At 70.2% G+C, this 16952-nt stretch carries 15 protein-coding genes and 1 pseudogene; 5 read left to right on the top strand and 11 right to left on the bottom strand.

All coding sequences use genetic code 11. The features are described 5' to 3' along the window. Positions 1-38 precede the first annotated feature (38 nt). Positions 39-833, top strand: a complete 795-nt coding sequence (locus OG595_RS38230) for a metal-dependent hydrolase (protein ID WP_164316531.1) — start codon at positions 39-41, stop codon at positions 831-833. A 23-nt stretch (positions 834-856) separates the two neighbouring features. Here the strand turns inward: OG595_RS38230 and OG595_RS38235 are convergent, their stop codons facing one another. The 4 genes from OG595_RS38235 to OG595_RS38250 all read right to left on the bottom strand — a co-directional run bounded on the left by OG595_RS38235 (position 857) and on the right by OG595_RS38250 (position 5376). Further along, entirely contained in the window at positions 857-1114 is a 258-nt protein-coding gene (locus OG595_RS38235; protein ID WP_329280290.1) for a type B 50S ribosomal protein L31, read from the bottom strand. Between the two features lie 57 nt (positions 1115-1171). Continuing rightward, positions 1172-1642, bottom strand: coding sequence for a DUF5709 domain-containing protein (locus OG595_RS38240; RefSeq protein ID WP_329280292.1), 471 nt, complete (start codon positions 1640-1642; stop codon positions 1172-1174). Between the two features lie 141 nt (positions 1643-1783). Beyond that, a complete protein-coding gene (locus OG595_RS38245) occupies positions 1784-3565 on the bottom strand; it encodes an ABC transporter ATP-binding protein (protein ID WP_329280293.1) in 1782 nt (593 codons plus the stop codon). After that, entirely contained in the window at positions 3562-5376 is a 1815-nt protein-coding gene (locus tag OG595_RS38250) for an ABC transporter ATP-binding protein (protein ID WP_329280295.1), read from the bottom strand. The genes OG595_RS38245 and OG595_RS38250 overlap by 4 nt, the downstream gene beginning before the upstream one ends. A 205-nt stretch (positions 5377-5581) precedes the next feature. On the opposite strand from OG595_RS38250, the gene OG595_RS38255 reads away from it, so the two are divergent. Both OG595_RS38255 and OG595_RS38260 read left to right on the top strand, forming a co-directional pair. Beyond that, the gene (locus OG595_RS38255; RefSeq protein WP_329280297.1) at positions 5582-7219 is read left to right on the top strand and encodes a peptide-N4-asparagine amidase; all 1638 of its coding nucleotides are present in this window, start codon (positions 5582-5584) and stop codon (positions 7217-7219) included. A gap of 140 nt (positions 7220-7359) precedes the next feature. Beyond that, a complete protein-coding gene (locus tag OG595_RS38260) occupies positions 7360-8793 on the top strand; it encodes a cation:dicarboxylate symporter family transporter (RefSeq protein ID WP_329280299.1) in 1434 nt (477 codons plus the stop codon). A 104-nt stretch (positions 8794-8897) separates the two neighbouring features. On the opposite strand, the gene OG595_RS38265 is transcribed toward OG595_RS38260, so the two are convergent. Continuing rightward, positions 8898-9368 carry a MarR family winged helix-turn-helix transcriptional regulator gene (locus tag OG595_RS38265; RefSeq protein WP_329280301.1) on the bottom strand — a complete coding sequence of 157 codons (471 nt, stop codon included), beginning with the start codon at positions 9366-9368 and terminating at the stop codon, positions 8898-8900. Between the two features lie 94 nt (positions 9369-9462). On the opposite strand from OG595_RS38265, the gene OG595_RS38270 reads away from it, so the two are divergent. Together OG595_RS38270 and mltG are read left to right on the top strand one after the other, a co-directional pair. Next, entirely contained in the window at positions 9463-11265 is a 1803-nt protein-coding gene (locus OG595_RS38270) for an ABC transporter ATP-binding protein (RefSeq protein ID WP_329280303.1), read from the top strand. A 65-nt stretch (positions 11266-11330) separates the two neighbouring features. After that, on the top strand, positions 11331-12200 hold the full coding sequence (gene mltG / locus OG595_RS38275) for an endolytic transglycosylase MltG (protein WP_329280305.1): 870 nt from the start codon (positions 11331-11333) through the stop codon (positions 12198-12200). Between the two features lie 29 nt (positions 12201-12229). Here the strand turns inward: mltG and OG595_RS38280 are convergent, their stop codons facing one another. The 6 genes and pseudogenes from OG595_RS38280 to OG595_RS45495 all read right to left on the bottom strand — a co-directional run bounded on the left by OG595_RS38280 (position 12230) and on the right by OG595_RS45495 (position 16943). Beyond that, a complete protein-coding gene (locus OG595_RS38280) occupies positions 12230-13327 on the bottom strand; it encodes an NAD(P)-binding domain-containing protein (protein ID WP_329280307.1) in 1098 nt (365 codons plus the stop codon). A 7-nt stretch (positions 13328-13334) separates the two neighbouring features. Continuing rightward, positions 13335-13865, bottom strand: a pseudogene (locus tag OG595_RS38285) (LLM class flavin-dependent oxidoreductase); the annotation flags it as partial. A 116-nt stretch (positions 13866-13981) separates the two neighbouring features. Continuing rightward, positions 13982-15019: an ABC transporter substrate-binding protein gene (locus OG595_RS38290; RefSeq protein WP_329280309.1), complete on the bottom strand. Its 1038-nt coding sequence runs from the start codon at positions 15017-15019 to the stop codon at positions 13982-13984. Between the two features lie 79 nt (positions 15020-15098). Next, the gene (locus OG595_RS38295; RefSeq protein ID WP_329280311.1) at positions 15099-15836 is read right to left on the bottom strand and encodes an ABC transporter ATP-binding protein; all 738 of its coding nucleotides are present in this window, start codon (positions 15834-15836) and stop codon (positions 15099-15101) included. Continuing rightward, complete coding sequence (locus tag OG595_RS38300) at positions 15809-16726, bottom strand: ABC transporter permease (protein ID WP_329280313.1); 918 nt, start codon at positions 16724-16726, stop codon at positions 15809-15811. Before OG595_RS38300 ends, OG595_RS38295 begins: the two co-directional genes overlap by 28 nt. Positions 16727-16859: 133 nt before the next feature. Then, entirely contained in the window at positions 16860-16943 is an 84-nt protein-coding gene (locus OG595_RS45495; RefSeq protein ID WP_351276907.1) for a putative leader peptide, read from the bottom strand. Positions 16944-16952: the final 9 nt, after the last annotated feature.

A 16952-nucleotide genomic window follows, 5' to 3' on the forward strand; every position in this document is an offset into this window, starting at 1 on the left:
TGGACAGCGGCGTACGAGGAATAGGGCGGAACACGGCCATGATGGGACCAGCACATTCACTCTCGGGGGCCGCAGCGTGGCTCGGTGTCGGAGCCGCCGCGGCCGCGGCCGGCAAGCCGATGCCCTGGCCGGTGCTCCTGGTGGGTGCCCTGATCTGCGCCGGTGCCGCACTCGCCCCGGACCTCGACCACAAGGCGGCGACCATTTCGAACGCCTTCGGGCCGATCTCGCGCGGCCTGTGCGAGATCGTCGACAAGCTCTCCTACGCCGTCTACAAGGCGACGAAGAAGCAGGGCGACCCGCGCCGCTCGGGCGGGCACCGGACACTGACGCACACCTGGCTGTGGGCGGTTCTGACCGGTGGGGGCGCCTCCGCGGTGGCGATCGCCGGGGGTCGTTGGGCGGTGCTGGCGATCCTCTTCGTGCACATCGTGCTCGCCATCGAAGGCCTGCTGTGGCGAGCGACGCGCGGCTCCAGCGCCGACGTCCTGGTCTGGCTGCTGGCAGCGACCAGTGCGTGGATCCTGGCCGGCGTCCTGGACAAGCCCGGCAACGGCGCGGACTGGCTGTTCACGGACCCGGGGCAGACGTATCTGTGGCTTGGGCTGCCGATCGTGCTCGGCGCGCTGGTGCACGACATCGGGGACGCGCTGACGGTGTCCGGCTGCCCGGTGCTGTGGCCCATCCCGATCGGCCGCAAGCGCTGGTACCCGATCGGCCCGCCGAAGGCGCTGCGGTTCCGGGCGGGCAGCTGGGTCGAGCTGAAGGTGCTCATGCCGGCGTTCATGTTGCTCGGCGGCGTGGGCTGCGCGGCGGCGCTCAACCTCATCTGAGGCCGGCAGCTGAGACAGCCGTCTCAGCTCTTGCCCTCTTCGCCGCCGTACCGACGTTCGAAGGCGGCGACACGGCCCTCGGTGTCCACCGTCCTGGCCTTGCCGGTGTAGAACGGGTGGCTCTCCGAGGAGATCTCCACGTCCACGACCGGGTACGTCTCGCCGTCGTCCCACTCGATGGTCTGTTCGCTCGTCGCGGTGGACCTGGTGAGGAAGGCGTATCCGGCCGTCCGGTCCCGGAAGACGACCGGCTGGTAGGCGGGCTGCTTGTCCTGCTGCATGCGTGTACTCCTCGTTCGGACTGTCGGCCCCATCGGGCCCTTGCGCCAAGGGGACGGTCAGCCGGACAGGGAGTCCTCGTCGACGATGTGCATCGCGGCCTCCTCGGCCGAGGCCGCGGCGCCGTCGATCCCGACGTCGGTGGCGATCAACCCGCTCTCCCCGTCCTCGTGCGTGCCTTCGTTGGGGGCGACCAGACGACCGGAGCGGGCCGAGCCCACCTCGTTGTCCAGCGGCTCGCCGTCCGTGCCCGCGCAGTCGCCGATGCCGTCGCCGTCCGGTGCCACGATGTCCGGCAGTTCCTCGGCGAGACGCTGGTCCAGGGATTCGCCCCGACGGCGTTCCGCCGCCGTCACACCGGTGCGTTCCACCGCCCAGGGCCGGTCCGGCGGGGACCAGCCACGGTCGAGGGGGTCATCGACCCCGTCGGTGACCAGGGTGTCCTCGGCGTCCAGAAGGCCCGCGTCGTCCTGAACCTCGGATCCGTCGGGCTGGTAGACGTCGTCTCCCCATCCCTCGTCACTGTCCACGGGTACCTCCAGGTGGGTCGGGACCGGCCCCGGCGCCGTCCGGATGGGCGGGCAGCCGCTTCCAGCGTTCCACCCACCGCCGGGACCGCGCAACGGGACGGAGCCGGCCCGACTCCGCCCCGCTGTCCGATCACCGGTGTGTCACCCGTGCCACGACCGCCACAGCGCCGCGTACGCCCCGTCCGCCGCGACCAGCTCGTCGTGGCTGCCCAGCTCGCTGATCCGGCCGTTCTCCACGACGGCGATGACGTCAGCGTCATGGGCCGTGTGCAGCCGGTGGGCGATGGCGACGACCGTACGGCCGTCCAGGACCCGGGCCAGGGACCGTTCCAGATGACGGGCCGCACGAGGGTCGAGGAGCGAGGTCGCCTCGTCCAGGACCAGTGTGTGCGGGTCCGCCAGGACCAGCCGGGCCAGCGCGATCTGCTGCGCCTGTGCCGGGGTGAGCGCGAACCCGCCCGAGCCGACCTCGGTGTCCAGGCCTTCGTCCAGCGCCTGGGCCCAGCCCTCCGCGTCGACCGCGCCCAGCGCCGCCCACAGTTCGGCGTCCCCGGCGTCCGTGCGGGCCAGCAGCAGGTTGTCGCGCAGCGACCCGACGAACACGTGGTGCTCCTGGTTGACCAGCGCGACGTGCGAGCGGACCTCCTCGGCGGGCATCCGGGACAGTTCGGCGCCGCCCAGGGTGATGCGGCCGGTCCGGGGCGCGTAGATCCCGGCGAGCAGCCTGCCCAGCGTGGACTTGCCCGCGCCCGAGGGACCCACCAGGGCCAGCCGGGTGCCGGGTGCGACCTCCAGGGACACCTTGCGCAGCACGTCGACGCCCTCCCGGTAGCCGAAGTGCACCTGGTCCGCGTGCACGTCCCGTCCGTCCGGGGCCAGCGAGGGGTCACCGGCGTCGGGCTCGATGTCCCGGACACCGACCAGCCGGGCCAGCGACACCTGGGCGACCTGGAGCTCGTCGTACCAGCGCAGGATGATCCCCACGGGGTCGACGAGCATCTGGGCCAGCAGCGCACTGGTGGTGAGCTGGCCCACGCCGATCCAGCCCTGGAGCACGAAGACCCCGCCGACCATCAGCACCGAGCACAGCACGGTCACATGGGTGGCGTTGATGACGGGGAAGAGCACACACCGCAGCCACAGCGTGTACCGCTCCCAGGCCGTCCACTCCCTGACCCGCCGGTCCGACAGCTCGATCCGGCGTTCGCCCAGACGGTGGGCCTCGATGGTCCTCCCGGCGTCCACGCTCTCCGCGAGCACGGCGGCGACAGCGGCGTACCCCGCGGCCTCCGAGCGGTAGCCGGAAGCCGCGCGCCGGAAGTACCAGCGGCAGCCGACCACCAGCAGCGGCACCGCGAGGAGCACGGCCGGCGCCAGCGGCGGTGCGGTGACGACGAGACCGCCGAGCAGAAGCGCCGCCCACACCACGCCGATGGCGAGTTGCGGCACCGCCTCGCGCATCGCGTTGGCGAGCCGGTCGATGTCGGTGGTGATGCGGGACAGCAGGTCACCCGTGCCCGCCCGCTCCAGGACACCCGGCGGCAGCCCGACCGCCCGGACGAGGAAGTCCTCGCGCAGGTCGGCCAGCATCCGCTCGCCGAGCATCGCGCCGCGCAACCGTACCTGCCGTACGAACACGGCCTGCACGACCAGTGCGACGGCGAACAGGCCGACGGTGAGCTCCAGATGGAGTTCACGGGCGTCGTCCGAGACCCGCTCGACGAGGTCGCCCAGCAGGTACGGGCCGACCATGGAGGCCACCACGGACACCGTGTTGACGGTGACCAGGAGCAGGAAGGCACGCCAGTGCCTGCGGAACAGTTCGGCCACGTAGGCGCGTACGGTCGCGGGGGCGCCGACCGGCAGCGTGCTGGCCGTTGTCGGGGCCGCCGGGTCGTACGCCGGTGGCGCCACGCCGATCATGCCGTCTCTCCGATTTCCTTGAGTTCGTCCAGGTCGTCCAGGTCATCCAGATCGTCCAGCCCGCGGCCGATCGCTTCCTCCGCCTCGGTCTCCCGGGTCACCACGGCCCGGTACCGCGGTTCCTTGTGCACCAGTTCGCGATGCACACCGACGGCCGCGACCTCGCCCTCGTGGATCAGGACGACCCGGTCGGCGTGGTCCAGGAGCAGCGGCGAGGAGGTGAACACGACCGTCGTCCGGCCGGTGCGCAACTCCCGAACCCCGTCCGCGATCCGTGCCTCGGTGTGCGAGTCGACGGCCGATGTCGGTTCATCGAGCACGAGCACCTCCGGGTCCGTGATCAGCGACCGTGCCAGTGCCAGTCGCTGGCGCTGTCCGCCCGACAACGACCGCCCGCGCTCGGTGATGCGCGCGTCCAGCGGGTCCTCGGCGTCCAGCGATCCCTGCACGAGTGCTTCCAGCACGTCTCCGCACTGTGCGGCTGCCAGCGCCTCCGCGGCGCTCACCGCACCCGAGGCGGGCACGTCGAGAAGTTCGCGCAGTGAACCGGAGAGCAGCACCGGGTCCTTGTCCTGGACGAGGACGGCCGTGCGGGTGCTGGAGAGCGGCAGCTCGTCCAGCGGCACGCCGCCGAGGAGCGCCGACGTGCCTTCCTCGGAGGGGTGTCCGCCGAGCCGCTCCGCCAGCAGACCCGCCGCGTCCGGATCGCCGCACACCACGGCGGTCAGACGCCCGGCGGGTGCCAGCAGCCCGGTCGCGGGGTCGTACAGATCCCCGGCGGGTTCCACCGCCTCGCGCGAGCCCGTCGTGTCCGTGGCGCGTTCCAGGGACAGCACCCGCGCGGCCCGTTTCGCGGAGGGCCGGGAGAAGGAGTACGCCATGGCGATCTCCTCGAAGTGCCGCAGCGGATACGTCAGCAGCATGACCGCGCTGTACACGGTGACCAGTTCGCCGACGGTGATCCGGTCCTGTCCGGCCAGGTGCACACCGTGCCACACGACCGCGATCATCAGCAGACCCGGCAGCAGCACCTGGATCGCCGAGATCAGCGCCCACATACGGGCGCTGCGCACCGCCGCGTGGCGGACTTCCTGCGAGGCCCGGCGATAGCGGTCGAGGAAGAGTTCCTCGCCGCCGATGCCACGGAGTACGCGCAGTCCCGCGACGGTGTCCGAGGCCAGTTCGGTCGCGCGGCCCGCCTTCTCGCGCTGGAAGTCGGCCCGCCGGGTGGCGCGCGGCAGCAGCGGCAGCACGGCGATCGCGAGGACCGGGATGCCCACGGCGACAACGATGCCGAGCGCCGGCTGATAGACGTACAGGCCGACGCAGACCAGTACGACGGTCACCGCCGCGGCGGTGAACCGGGAGAGGGCCTCCACGAACCAGCCGATCTTCTCCACGTCCCCCGTGGAGACCGAGACGATCTCGCCGGCCGCGACCCGCCGCGTCAAGGCCGATCCCAGCTGCGCGGTCCTGCGGGCCAGCAACTGCTGGACGCGGGCCGCCGCCGTGATCCAGTTGGTGACCGCGGCCCGGTGCAGCATGCTGTCGCCGAGTGCGATGGCGACGCCGCACAGCACCATCAGCCCGCCCGCGAGGGCCAGCCGTTCGCCCGAGCGGTCGACGACGGCCTGAACGGCGAATCCGACGCCGAACGGCAGTCCGGAGACGGCCACGAAGTGCACCAGTCCCCAGGCGAGGGCGGTGAGCTGGCCGCCGAGCTGGTTGCGGAAGAGCCACCACAGAAATCTGGGGCCCGAGCGTGCGTCCGGTACACCCGGGTCTCGGTACGGAAGGTCTTGGATCTTCATGACGTCCCAGTGGCTCGCATCTCGCATGAGGGGGTGGATGTGGGGGGTGGGGAGGGGCCGGGAAGGCCGACAACGGGCCGTGAAAGGTTCGCGTCACCGTGTGGTCGGAGGCAAACGGTTTTCCGGCGAGAGGCGTGGTTTCGGACCGATTGGCGGTTGTTCGCCTTATTGCCGCGCGGGGCCGACTGCCCGTAGAACACCGGCCATGAGAAGCCGGATCATCATGTCCATGCTTGCCGGAGCGACCCTCCTGGCGGGCACCCTCCTGGGAGCGGACCCCGCCCGGTCGGCCGAGGTGGCGGCCCAGCCGGTCGACGTCCCCGCCGAATTCGGCACCGACTGGCACGACCCGGTCACCGCCGCGCCGCCGGTCACGCGGCCGACCGGCTCCAGGTCCTGCCAAGTCACCCTCGCCGAGGCCCAGTTCAAGGACTTCACACCCTACGAGGGCACCTACAGACCCCCGAGCGGCTGCGGCGCGAACTGGAGCAAGGTCGTGCTGCGGATGGACGGCAAGGTCAAGGGGCGTCAGTACGACCGCCTCGGCTACCTGCACATCGGCGGTGTCGAAGTCCTCCGTACCTCCACTCCGCAGCCCTCGCCCGACGGCATCTCCTGGTCCGTCGAGAAGGACGTCACGCGCTACAGCGACACCCTGAGCAAGGCCCGGCCCGTCGAGATGCTCATCGGAAACGTTGTCAACGACACGTACACCGGAGTCCTCGACGTCAAGGTCACGCTGACGTTCTATGCCGAGGCGGCGGGGACACCCGAAGCGAAGGACACGCCGGACCGGGTCCTCACCCTCCAGGACGGCACCCTCACCACCCCGCGCAACAGCGAACGCATCGTCGCCGAGGTCTACGCGACCGGTTCCGGCGGCGGCTGCGAAGAGTACTGGTACCTCACCGTCCCCGACGCGGCCCCCTACTCCTGCAAGGCCACGGACGGCCCGTACCGCGAGGTGCAGATCAAGGTCGACGGCCAACTGGCCGGAATCGCCGCCCCGTTCCCGACCGTGTGGACCGGTGGCTGGTCCAACCCCTTTCTCTGGTACGTGATTCCGGGGCCGCGTGCCTTCGACATCAAACCGATCGAATACGATCTGACCCCGTTCGCCGGGCTCCTCAACGACGGCCGGCCGCATGACGTGGAGGTCTCCGTCGTCGGCGTCCCGGAAGGCCAGGCGGGCTGGAGCACCCCCGTCAACGTCCTCGTCTGGCAGGACGCCGAGCGCGCGCGGGTCACCGGCGGGCTCACCTCCCACCGTGCGGGTGACCTCGCCAACTCCTCCGTGTACACGCCCGGTTCGGCCGGCGAGCAGCACCGCCTCGACACCGACGGCGGTCACCGGCTGACCGTCGCCGGATACGTCGACACCTCGCACGGCCGGGTCGTCACCACCGTCAGCCGCGCCCTCGCCAACACCTCCGTGCACCGCTGGACCGACGGCGAGAACACCGACGGACTCACCGCCACCTGGACGGACGCCGAGAACGTGACCGTCGACGGACGCGGGCCGGCCAGGACGACCCGCACGCAGCGGACGTACACGATGGACGGCACGACCACGTTCGGCGCGGGCGACCGGCTGCGGACCGTGCTCACGCTCGGCGACCGGGAGGCCGTCACCGAGACGTTCGCGGGCCGGCGTACGGCGTGGTCATGGCTCGACGACGTGTACGAGGGCGACGCCACGTATACGGCGAACGTGCCGCGCGACCAGCGCCACGCCGTCGGGACGACGAGCGAGCGTTACCGGCTGTACGGGTCGGCAGGATGCCACGACCACTCGCTGGTGACCGTGCAGGGGGTGCTCACGGAGGACCGCGACGGCTGCTGAGACAGCGGTGGGCGCGGCGGGGACGGCCGATGATTTACACCGCTGAAATACGGAGGTTGCAGACGGGATCCAAGACTCCTCAATAGTGTGCGACGCGGAAGGACTTTTCCGCATCCCAGAAACTTCCTGGAGGAGTGCTCGTGCCGCAGTCCGTACCGTCCCTGCCGCGACGCGTCGCACGCATACTGCGTACCTCACTGTTCGCGCAGGTTGCCGTCGCGCTGGTGCTCGGCATCGTCGTCGGCAAGCTGTGGCCCGACGTGGCCACGGATCTCAAGCCGCTCGGCGACGGTTTCACCCGGCTGATCAAGACGATCATCTCGCCGCTCGTGTTCTGCGTGGTCGTCGTCGGCATCGCCAAGGCCGGAGACCTCAAGGCGTTCGGCCGGATTGGGCTCAAGGCCCTGATCTGGTTCGAGGTGGCGAGCACGCTCGCCCTGGTCATCGGGCTCCTCGCCGCCAACATCGTCCAGCCCGGCTCGGGCATGAACGTCGACCCGGCCACGCTCGACACCTCCGCGATCGACGCGAAGACGGGCGGTGGCTCGCTGCCCTCGACGACCGAGTTCATCGTCAACGCGATTCCCACCAGCTTCATCGGTGCCTTCGCCGAGAACGAACTCCTCCAGGTGCTGATCCTGGCCTGCCTGGTGGGCGCCGCGCTGCTCCACCTCGGCCACACCAAGGTGCCGAAGGTGCTGCCCGCCATCGAGCAGGCCCAGGAGATCATCTTCGCGGTCGTCGGCTTCATCATGCGGCTCGCCCCGATCGCGGTGTTCGGCGCGATGGCGGTCCTGATCGGCCAGTACGGACTCGGCGTGATCGAGACCTACGCCAAGCTGATCATCCTCTGCTACGCGGCTGCCGCGCTCTTCATCGCGCTGCTCGCCGTCGCTCTCAAGATGGTCACGGGGCTCAGCCTCTGGAAGTTCCTCCGCTACATCCGTGAGGAGATGCTCCTCGCGCTCGGCACCGCGTCCACCGAGTCCGTGATGCCGCGCGTGATGCTGAAGCTGCGCAAGGCCGGCGCCCGCGACGACGCCGTGGGCCTGGTGCTGCCCACGGGGTACTCCTTCAACCTCGACGGCGCCTCGCTCTATCTCTCCATCGGCACTCTGTTCATCGCCCAGGCCGTGGGCGTGGACCTCAGCCTCGGTCAGCAGATCACCGTGATCCTGGTGCTGATGCTCACCAGCAAGGGCATGGCCGGCATCCCCGGTTCGGCCTTCCTCGCCCTGTCCGCGACCGCCTCCTCGCTCGGGGCGATCCCGGCCGGTGCCGTCGCCCTGCTGCTCGGCGTCGACCGCATCATGGACTCGATGCGCGTCGTCACGAACCTGCTCGGCAACTGCGTCGCCGTCTTCGCGGTCTCCCGCTGGGAGGGTGCCCTGGATCTGGAGCGCGCCAAGAAGGTGCTGGACCGGGAGATCGTGATCTCGGAGGACGACGACGCGCCGGAAGCGGCGGACGTGCAGGAGGCGGCGGACGTGAACGAAACGGCGGAGGTGAAGGAAGCGGCGAAGGCGCTGGTGGTTCCGGCCCAGGTGTCCGAAGCCAAGGAGCCCGCGAGCTGACCTTCGGCAACTCTGCCGTCTCGAACGGGCCGTGGGTCCACCTCCAGCATTCCGGAGGTGGACCCACGGCCCGTTCCGCTGCGGGAACGGTGCCGCCCCGGCCCCTAGCAGCGCCGCTCGGGCGACCCGCTGCCCCCGTCCATCAGTGTGTTCAGCAGCCCGCCCAGTACGTTGCGCTCCAGGTCCGTCAGCGGTGCGAGAATCTCCTCCGCCGCCGCCCTGCGTGCTCCGCGCAGCTCGCTCAGCGCCTTGCGCCCGTCGTCCGTGAGTTCGATCCGGATCACCCGGCGGTTGTCGGGATCGGGCACCCGGCGCACCTTGCCGCTCGCCTCCAGCGCGTCCACCAGCGTCGTCACCGCGCGGGGCACGACCTCCAGGCGCTCCGCCAGATCGGCCATCCGAGGCGGGGAACCGTGGTGCTGGAGGTGGTGCGAGAGGGTGCGCAGCAGCCGTGACTGGGCCGGGGTGATGCCGACTCCGCGCGCTTCCAGCTGGTGCTTGTGGCTGCGGTGCAGACGGCGGGTCAGGCTCAGCAACTGGTCGGCGAGCGGACCGTCGGCGTCGGGGGAACTCATGCGGGAACAATATCAGGATGCAGTTCATTGTGAGTATAGGTAACAATGAGCTATGCTCCGCCAATCGTCATCGCCGAGTCTCCCGAAGGAGCCCATGAAACCCGACCGCCAACCCGCCTGGACACCGTCCGCCGACTCGGCGGAACAGCCGCGCCAGGTCCGCCGCATCCTGAAACTCTTCCGCCCCTACCGCGGCCGGCTCGCCGTCGTCGGCCTGCTCGTCGCTGCGGCGTCCCTCGTCTCCGTCGCGACACCCTTCCTCCTCAAGGAGACCCTCGACGTCGCGATCCCCGAGGGCCGCACCGGGCTGCTCAGCCTGCTCGCCCTCGGCATGATCGTCAGCGCCGTCCTCGGTGGCGTCCTCGGCGTGCTGCAGACACTGATCTCCACCACCGTCGGCCAGCGCGTCATGCACGACCTGCGCACCGCCGTCTACGGCCGGCTGCAGAGCATGTCGCTCGCCTTCTTCACCCGCACCCGAACGGGCGAGGTCCAGTCGCGCATCGCCAACGACATCGGCGGTATGCAGGCCACCGTCACCTCCACCGCGACCTCGCTCGTCTCCAACTTCACCAGCGTGGTCGCCACGATCGTCGCGATGGTCGCCCTGGACTGGCGCCTGACCGTCGTCTCGCTGCTCCTGCTGCCGGTGTTCGTGTGGATCAGCCGCCGCGTCGGCAACGAACGCAAGCGGATCACCACCCAGCGCCAGAAACAGATGGCGGCGATGGCCGCCACGGTCACCGAGTCGCTGTCGGTCAGCGGCATCCTTCTCGGCCGCACGATGGGCCGAGCCGACTCGCTCACCCGCGCCTTCGCGGAGGAGTCCGAGGGGCTGGTCGACCTCGAAGTGCGCTCCAGCATGGCCGGCCGCTGGCGGATGGCCGTCATCGGCATCGTCATGTCCGCGATGCCCGCCGTCATCTACTGGACCGCGGGCCTCGCCCTCCAGTTCGGCGGCCCGACCGTCTCGATCGGCACGCTCGTCGCCTTCGTCTCCCTCCAGCAGGGACTGTTCCGGCCGGCCGTCAGCCTGCTGAGCACCGGCGTCCAGATCCAGGCCTCGCTCGCGCTCTTCCAGCGCATCTTCGAGTACCTCGACCTGCCCATCGACATCACCGAGCCCGAGAACCCGATCCACCTCGACACGATCAAGGGTGAAGTCCGCCTGGAGAACGTCGAGTTCCGCTACGACGACAAGAGCCGCCCGATCCTCGACGGCGTCGACATCACCGTCCCGGCGGGCGGCAGCCTGGCGATCGTCGGCCCCACCGGCGCGGGCAAGTCCACGCTGGGCCACCTCGTGCCCCGGCTGTACGACGTGACGGGCGGCCGGGTCACCATCGACGGCGTCGACGTCCGCGACCTCGACTTCGACACGCTCGCCCGCGCGGTCGGCGTCGTCTCCCAGGAGACGTACCTCTTCCATGCCACGGTCGCCGACAACCTGCGCTTCGCCAAACCGGACGCCACCGACGAGGAACTGCACGCGGCGGCGAGGGCGGCCCAGATCCACGACCACATCTCGTCCCTGGCCGACGGGTACGACACGGTTGTCGGCGAGCGCGGCCACCGCTTCTCCGGGGGCGAGAAACAGCGCCTCGCCATCGCCCGTACGATCCTGCGAGACCCGCCCGTCCTCATTCTGGACGAGGCGACCAGTGCCCTGGACACGCGCACCGAACACGCCGTCCAGGAGGCCATCGACGCCCTGTCGGCCAACCGCACCACGCTCACCATCGCGCACCGGCTGTCCACCGTCCGGGGTGCCGACCAGATCGTGGTCCTGGACTCCGGGCACGCGGTCGAGCGGGGCACGCACGAGGAGCTGCTGCGGCAGGACGGGCGGTACGCGGCCCTCGTACGCAGGGACGCCCAACTGGAGCCGACCGGGTGACATGTGCGGTCGGACAAGATGAAGATATGTCGGGTTTATGATGCTTTGCGGGTTACCGTGCCCGCATGCAGATGAACACTCCGTCACGGAGAACGATTCGCCTGACGCGCCGTGGCCGGGCCGTCCTCATCGCGACCGGTGCCGTCGTCGCGGCCACCGCCGTGGCGGTGCCGCTGCTGAGCGTCGACAGCGAAGGGGACCCCCGGCCGACCTCCCTCCTGATCCCGGAGGGCTGGCGCTCCATCCAGGTGTACGAGGCGGTCGACAAGGCGCTCGCCCTGCCGGCCGGGAGCACGAAGAAGTCGCTCGGCAAGGCCCGGCTGAAACTCCCCACCGACGCCGAGGGCAACCCCGAGGGTTATCTCTTCCCGGCGACCTATCCGCTGAAGGAGAAGGCCACCCCGGAATCCCTGCTGTCGTTCATGGTCGACACCGCCAACCAGAAGTTCGGCGGTCCGCCGGTCACCGCCGGGGCGCAGCGCAACGCCATGAACGTCTACCAGGCCGTCACCATCGCGAGCATCGTCCAGGCCGAGGCCGCCGGCAAGCAGGACATGGGGAAGGTGGCCCGGGTCATCTTCAACCGGCTCGAACGCGGGATGCCGCTGCAGATGGACTCGACCATCAACTACGCGCTGAACCGGTCCACACTCAGGACGACGGCCGATGACACCCGGCTGAACAGCCCGTACAACTCCTACCAGCGCATGGGCCTGCCGCCCACACCGATCGCCAACCCCGGCGAGGAGGCCATGCGCGCCGCCATCAACCCGACGCCGGGCGACTGGCTGTACTTCGTCACCGTCAAGCCCGGCGACACCCGTTTCACGGCCGACTACGCCGAACACCAGCGCAACGTCGCCGAGTTCAACCAGAACCAGAAGAACCAGAAGAGCCCGGCCCAGGGGCGGCAGAGCGGGCAGCCCGCCAGGTGACCTGACGGGCCACGAAACCGTACGGGGCGTCAGACAGCGGCCGGCTCCTGGTCGAGCAGTCGCCTGATGTCCCGTACGGCCGCCCGCCCGGCCCGGTTGGCGCCGATGGTGCTCGCCGACGGTCCGTAGCCGACCAGATGGACACGCTGGTCGGCGACCGCGCGCGTCCCCTCGATACGGATGCCGCCGCCGGGCTCGCGCAGCCTGAGCGGTGCCAGATGGTCGATCGCGGCCCGGAAACCGGTCGCCCAGAGGATCACGTCGGCGTCGACGCGCTGCCCGTCGGCCCACTCGACCCCGTCCGGGGTGATCCGGTCGAACATGGGCCGCCGGTCGAGGACACCGTCGGCGCGTGCCTGCCGGATCGCGTCGTTGAGGGGAAGCCCGGTGACCGACACGACACTCTTCGGCGGCAGCCCCTGGCGTACCCGCTCCTCCACGAGGGCGACGGCCTCCCGCCCGAACTCCTCGGTGAAGGGCCCCTCACGGAAGACCGGCGGACGCCGGGTCACCCACGTGGTCGCTGCGGCGTACGGAGCGATCTCCATCAGGTGCTGGGTACCGGACGCACCCCCGCCCACCACGACCACCCGCTGCCCGGCGAACTCCTGGGGCCCGGGATACTGCGCGGTGTGCAACTGCCGCCCCCGGAAAGTCTCCTGGCCCGGATAGCGCGGCCAGAACGGTCGGTCCCAGGTGCCGGTGGCATTGATCAGCGCTCGCGCGGACCAGTCACCGTCCGAGGTCTCGACGAGCAGCCGCCCGTCTCCGACGCCCTCGCGCACCGCCCGTACCTCCACCGGCCGGCGCACCTTCAGATCGAAGGTGCGCTCGTACGTGTCGAAGTACTCGCCGATTACCTCGGCGGACGGCCGCGCCGGATCGGCGTCCGTCAGTTCCATGCCGGGCAGCGCGTGCATCCCGTGCACCTTGCCGTAGGTGAGGGACGGCCAGCGGAACTGCCAGGCCCCACCGGGATGCGGGGCGTGATCGAACACGACGAAGTCGCGCTCCGGCACGAAGCCGGTGCGCTGCAGGTGATAGGCGCCGGCCAGACCGGCCTGGCCGGCGCCTATGACGACGACATCGACTTCTCGTACGCCCTCGCGTATCCCGGTATCGTTCACGCTTCTACTAACCGGGGGAGAGGCGAGGATCTTCCCGCGACGACTTTTCCCAGGTGCGCTCCGGCAGCCCGCGAGCCGCCAGCTCCGGACTTGCGCCCTCGCCGAACCAGTACGCCTCATCCTTCCTTCAGATGCGGAGAGCCGGAGAGCCGGAGAGCCGGAGGGCGCTAAGTGCTCGACTCCCGGCGCGTGGTACTCCTCGCCCTTCTCCCGCTGTTCTGAACGGGCGTGGGAGGTGCCCCCCACGCGACCTTGGAGTGGCTGCCGACGAGCGCGGTGTCCGGGCCGCCCCGCACGAGACCGACGCCCGCCTCTGGCGCCCGTCCGGAGCAGTGGCGGCCGAGGACCCACCGAAAGAGAGCGGCGGTACCGGGTCGGGCGGCAGGGTCGTCGGCCCGTCCTCGACCTGGCAGTGTTCACCGTCGAAGTCGTACGGCCGACCGCTCCACGCCTGTCGTACGACGGACAGGAACTCGTCGGTGCGGGCGTAGCGCCGGTCGTGGTCAAGGTGGTCGAGGCGGTCGCCGAAGCGCAGCTGTGCCGGGCGAGTGCCATGGTCGTCAGGCAGGCGTCCTCGCACCCGGTGCCGGTCCATGAGGGTGCGGCCGTCGCCGCCCGTGGGCGATCCGGTGGAGACGGACGGTCATCGCGCGCTCACGACTCCTTGCTGGGGCGGGGAGCGGTGGTGGACGGGGGCAGGTCGTCGTTGAAGCGCCGGTCCACGTACTTCGCGAAGTCGACCTTGTTCGGGATGAGCTTCAGGCCGGTGAACGTGTCCGCGATTCGCTGCTCGGAGGCGACGAGCGCGTCGTCGATCGCCACCGGGATACGGGTCGCGTTGGACCGGTTCACCGACGCGAGCGCCACGTCGTACGGCAGCCCGGTGTCCTTCGCCCACACCTTGGCCCACGCCTCCGGGTGCGCGTACACCCAGTCCTGGGCACGCCGCAGCCGCTCCACGAAGTCCTTGACGGCCGCCGCCTTCTTGCCGTCCTCCAGTGCGGAGGGCGCCGCCACCTGGAAGTTGAGCCCGTTGACCACCCCTTCGCCGTCGGCCAGGACACGTCCCTGCCCGCCCTTGAGCACCTGCGAGGTGTACGGGTCCCACACCGCCCAGGCATCGACGCTGCCGCTGGTGTACGCGGCCAGCGCGTCGGCGGGCTGGAGGTACTTGACCTTGATGTCGTCGAGGGTCAGCCCGGTCTGCTTGAGGGAGGCGATCAGCTGGTAGTGCGCGGACGAACCCTGCGCCACGGCAACGGACTTGCCCTTGAGGTCGGCGGCCTTCTTGAGCCTCGAATCCTTGGGGACAAGGATCGCCTCGCCCCGGGAACCGCCGCGCAGAGCGCCCACCACGGTGATCCTGGACCCGGCGCCGGCCGCGAAGACCGGCGGAGTGTTTCCGACACTGCCGATGTCGACGGCCTTGGCGTTGACGGCTTCGAGGAGGGGCGGGCCGGAGGTGAAGGTGGACCACTTGATCCTGTAGTTCAGGTTCTTGAGTTCCCCGGCGGCCCGCAGCACGGCCTCCGAACCGCCCTTCTGGTCACCGACGTTGAGCGTGAGAGACCCCTTGCCGTCGGTACCGCTGCCGGAGCCGATGGAGGAGTCCGCGGCCGAGTTCCCGCCGCAGGCCGAGGCGAGGAGGGCGAGGGGGAGGAGCAGAGCGGCGGGGACGAGGTGTCGTCGCATGGTCGTTCGTTCCGATCGTTTCTGTGCGGCGGAGAGGGCGAACCGGGGGAGGAGGGAGGGGAGTTGCGAGGGCTCGGGCTCAGGCGGCTTCGGCGGCTGTGTCGACGCCCAGGCGTTCCAGGAGTCCGGCGCGCAACTCGGCGAAGCGTGGGTCGGTGATGTCGCGCGGGCGGTCCAGGCCGACTGTCGTCTCGTACGCGATGACGCCCTCGTCCATCACCAGGACGCGGTCGGCGAGCAGCACCGCCTCCTCGACGTCGTGCGTCACCAGCAGGACGGCGCAGCCCCGGCGTTGCCAGAGTTCGCCGACCAGCCGCTGCGCCTTGATGCGGGTGAGCGCGTCCAGCGCGCCGAACGGCTCGTCCAGCAGCAAGAGGTCGGGTTCACGCACCAACGCCCGCGCCAGCGAGGCGCGTTGGGCCTCACCGCCGGACAGCGTCTTGGGCCAGACGTCCGAACGATGACTGAGGCCGACCTCGGTGAGCGCCTGCTCGGCGATCTCCCGGCCGGGCTTGCCCGGCAGTCCGAGCAGGACGTTGCGCCACACCTTCTTCCACGGCATCAGCCGGGGAGCCTGGAAGGCGACGGCCTTGCGGCGCGGTACGAGGACGGTGCCCGTGATGTCACGGTCGAGCCCGGCGAGGATGCGCAGCAGCGTGGACTTGCCGCAGCCGCTGCGGCCGAGCAGGGCCACGAACTCGCCCGGTCGGACGTCGAGTCGAAGGTTGTCGATGACGGCACGGCCGTCGAAGGACCGGGTCAGCCCCTCGACCCGCACGGCAGGTGAGGTCACCGTCCGGTGAACGTGGGTCGCCATTGCAGCAGCAGCCTTTCGAGGGTACGGACGACGAAGTCGGCCAGCAGGCCGAGGAACGCGTAGACGATGAGGCAGACCACGATCACGTCGGTCCGCAGGAAGTCACGCGCCTGCACCATGAGGAAGCCGATACCTGAGTCCGCGTTGATCTGCTCGGCGAAGACGAGGGCGAGCCAGGCGATGCCGAGCGAGTAACGCAGGCCGGTCATCGCCCCGGGCAGCGCGCCCGGCAGCACGACATGCCGGACCAGTCCCCACCGGGACAGCCCGAGCGACTCCCCGGCCTCGATCAACTGGGCGTCCACGCCGCGGATCCCGGCGTAGACGTTGAGGTAGAGAGGGAAGGTCACCCCGAGGGTGATGATCGCGATCTTGGGGGCCTCGCCGATGCCGAACCAGATGATGAAGAGGGGGATCAGGCCGACGAACGGCACGGTCCGCAGCATCTGGACGGGTGCGTCGACGAGATCCTCGCCGACACGGAACAGGCCCGAGACGAGGGCGAGTCCGGTGCCGATGAGAGTGCCGAGGAGCAGTCCCAGGGCGACCCGTTGGAGCGAGGTCCCCATCGCGTTGCCCAGTGAACCGTCGGCGATCAGATCACTGCCGACCTGGGCGATCCGCCCGGGTGAGGCGAGGATGTCGGCCGTCAACGCGCCTGTGCTGCTGAGGAGTTGCCAGAGAGCGAGGAGCAGTAGTGGGCCCGACGTGCGGCGCAGCCAGCGGGGGACGCGCGTGCGGCGCGTGGAACTGGGGACGATGGGTTCGAGGTCGGGGAGGTCGCGCTCCGTGTCACCGGTGTCACCGGTTGCGGCTTCGGGCGCACCAGGCCCCGAATTAGTCGGTATGTCGGGCTTGGGGGTGCCGGGTGGGGCATGGCTGATGCTCATGAGTGCTCCACGAGGAGGAGAGCGACCGGGGAGTGGGTGTGCCTCGGCGCCGCCGCGTCCGAAGCGGATCAGGACAGATCGCGGACGTGCGGGTTGGGCGGTGCCCAGGCGGGCGTGAAGAGGGGAGAAGGCGTCAGCAGCCGCGGCGACACGCGGCGGAGGCCACCCGCAGCAGGTCGATGTGACCGCGCGTGGTGAGCATGGCTGAACGCAACATGCCGCCGAA

The organism is Streptomyces sp. NBC_01451 (assembly GCF_036227485.1).
Lineage (GTDB): Bacteria > Actinomycetota > Actinomycetes > Streptomycetales > Streptomycetaceae > Streptomyces.

Excerpts from the sequence above, each read along its gene's own strand:
- OG595_RS38230 (WP_164316531.1), top strand. The coding sequence starts at position 39 with ATGATGGGACCAGCACATTCACTCTCGGGGGCCGCAGCGTGGCTCGGT.
- OG595_RS38235 (WP_329280290.1), bottom strand. The coding sequence starts at position 1,114 with ATGCAGCAGGACAAGCAGCCCGCCTACCAGCCGGTCGTCTTCCGGGAC.
- OG595_RS38245 (WP_329280293.1), bottom strand. The coding sequence starts at position 3,565 with ATGATCGGCGTGGCGCCACCGGCGTACGACCCGGCGGCCCCGACAACG.
- OG595_RS38250 (WP_329280295.1), bottom strand. The coding sequence starts at position 5,376 with ATGAAGATCCAAGACCTTCCGTACCGAGACCCGGGTGTACCGGACGCA.
- OG595_RS38255 (WP_329280297.1), top strand. The coding sequence starts at position 5,582 with ATGAGAAGCCGGATCATCATGTCCATGCTTGCCGGAGCGACCCTCCTG.
- OG595_RS38265 (WP_329280301.1), bottom strand. The coding sequence starts at position 9,368 with ATGAGTTCCCCCGACGCCGACGGTCCGCTCGCCGACCAGTTGCTGAGC.
- OG595_RS38270 (WP_329280303.1), top strand. The coding sequence starts at position 9,463 with ATGAAACCCGACCGCCAACCCGCCTGGACACCGTCCGCCGACTCGGCG.
- mltG (WP_329280305.1), top strand. The coding sequence starts at position 11,331 with ATGCAGATGAACACTCCGTCACGGAGAACGATTCGCCTGACGCGCCGT.
- OG595_RS38290 (WP_329280309.1), bottom strand. The coding sequence starts at position 15,019 with ATGCGACGACACCTCGTCCCCGCCGCTCTGCTCCTCCCCCTCGCCCTC.
- OG595_RS38295 (WP_329280311.1), bottom strand. The coding sequence starts at position 15,836 with ATGGCGACCCACGTTCACCGGACGGTGACCTCACCTGCCGTGCGGGTC.
- OG595_RS38300 (WP_329280313.1), bottom strand. The coding sequence starts at position 16,726 with ATGAGCATCAGCCATGCCCCACCCGGCACCCCCAAGCCCGACATACCG.
- OG595_RS45495 (WP_351276907.1), bottom strand. The coding sequence starts at position 16,943 with ATGTTGCGTTCAGCCATGCTCACCACGCGCGGTCACATCGACCTGCTG.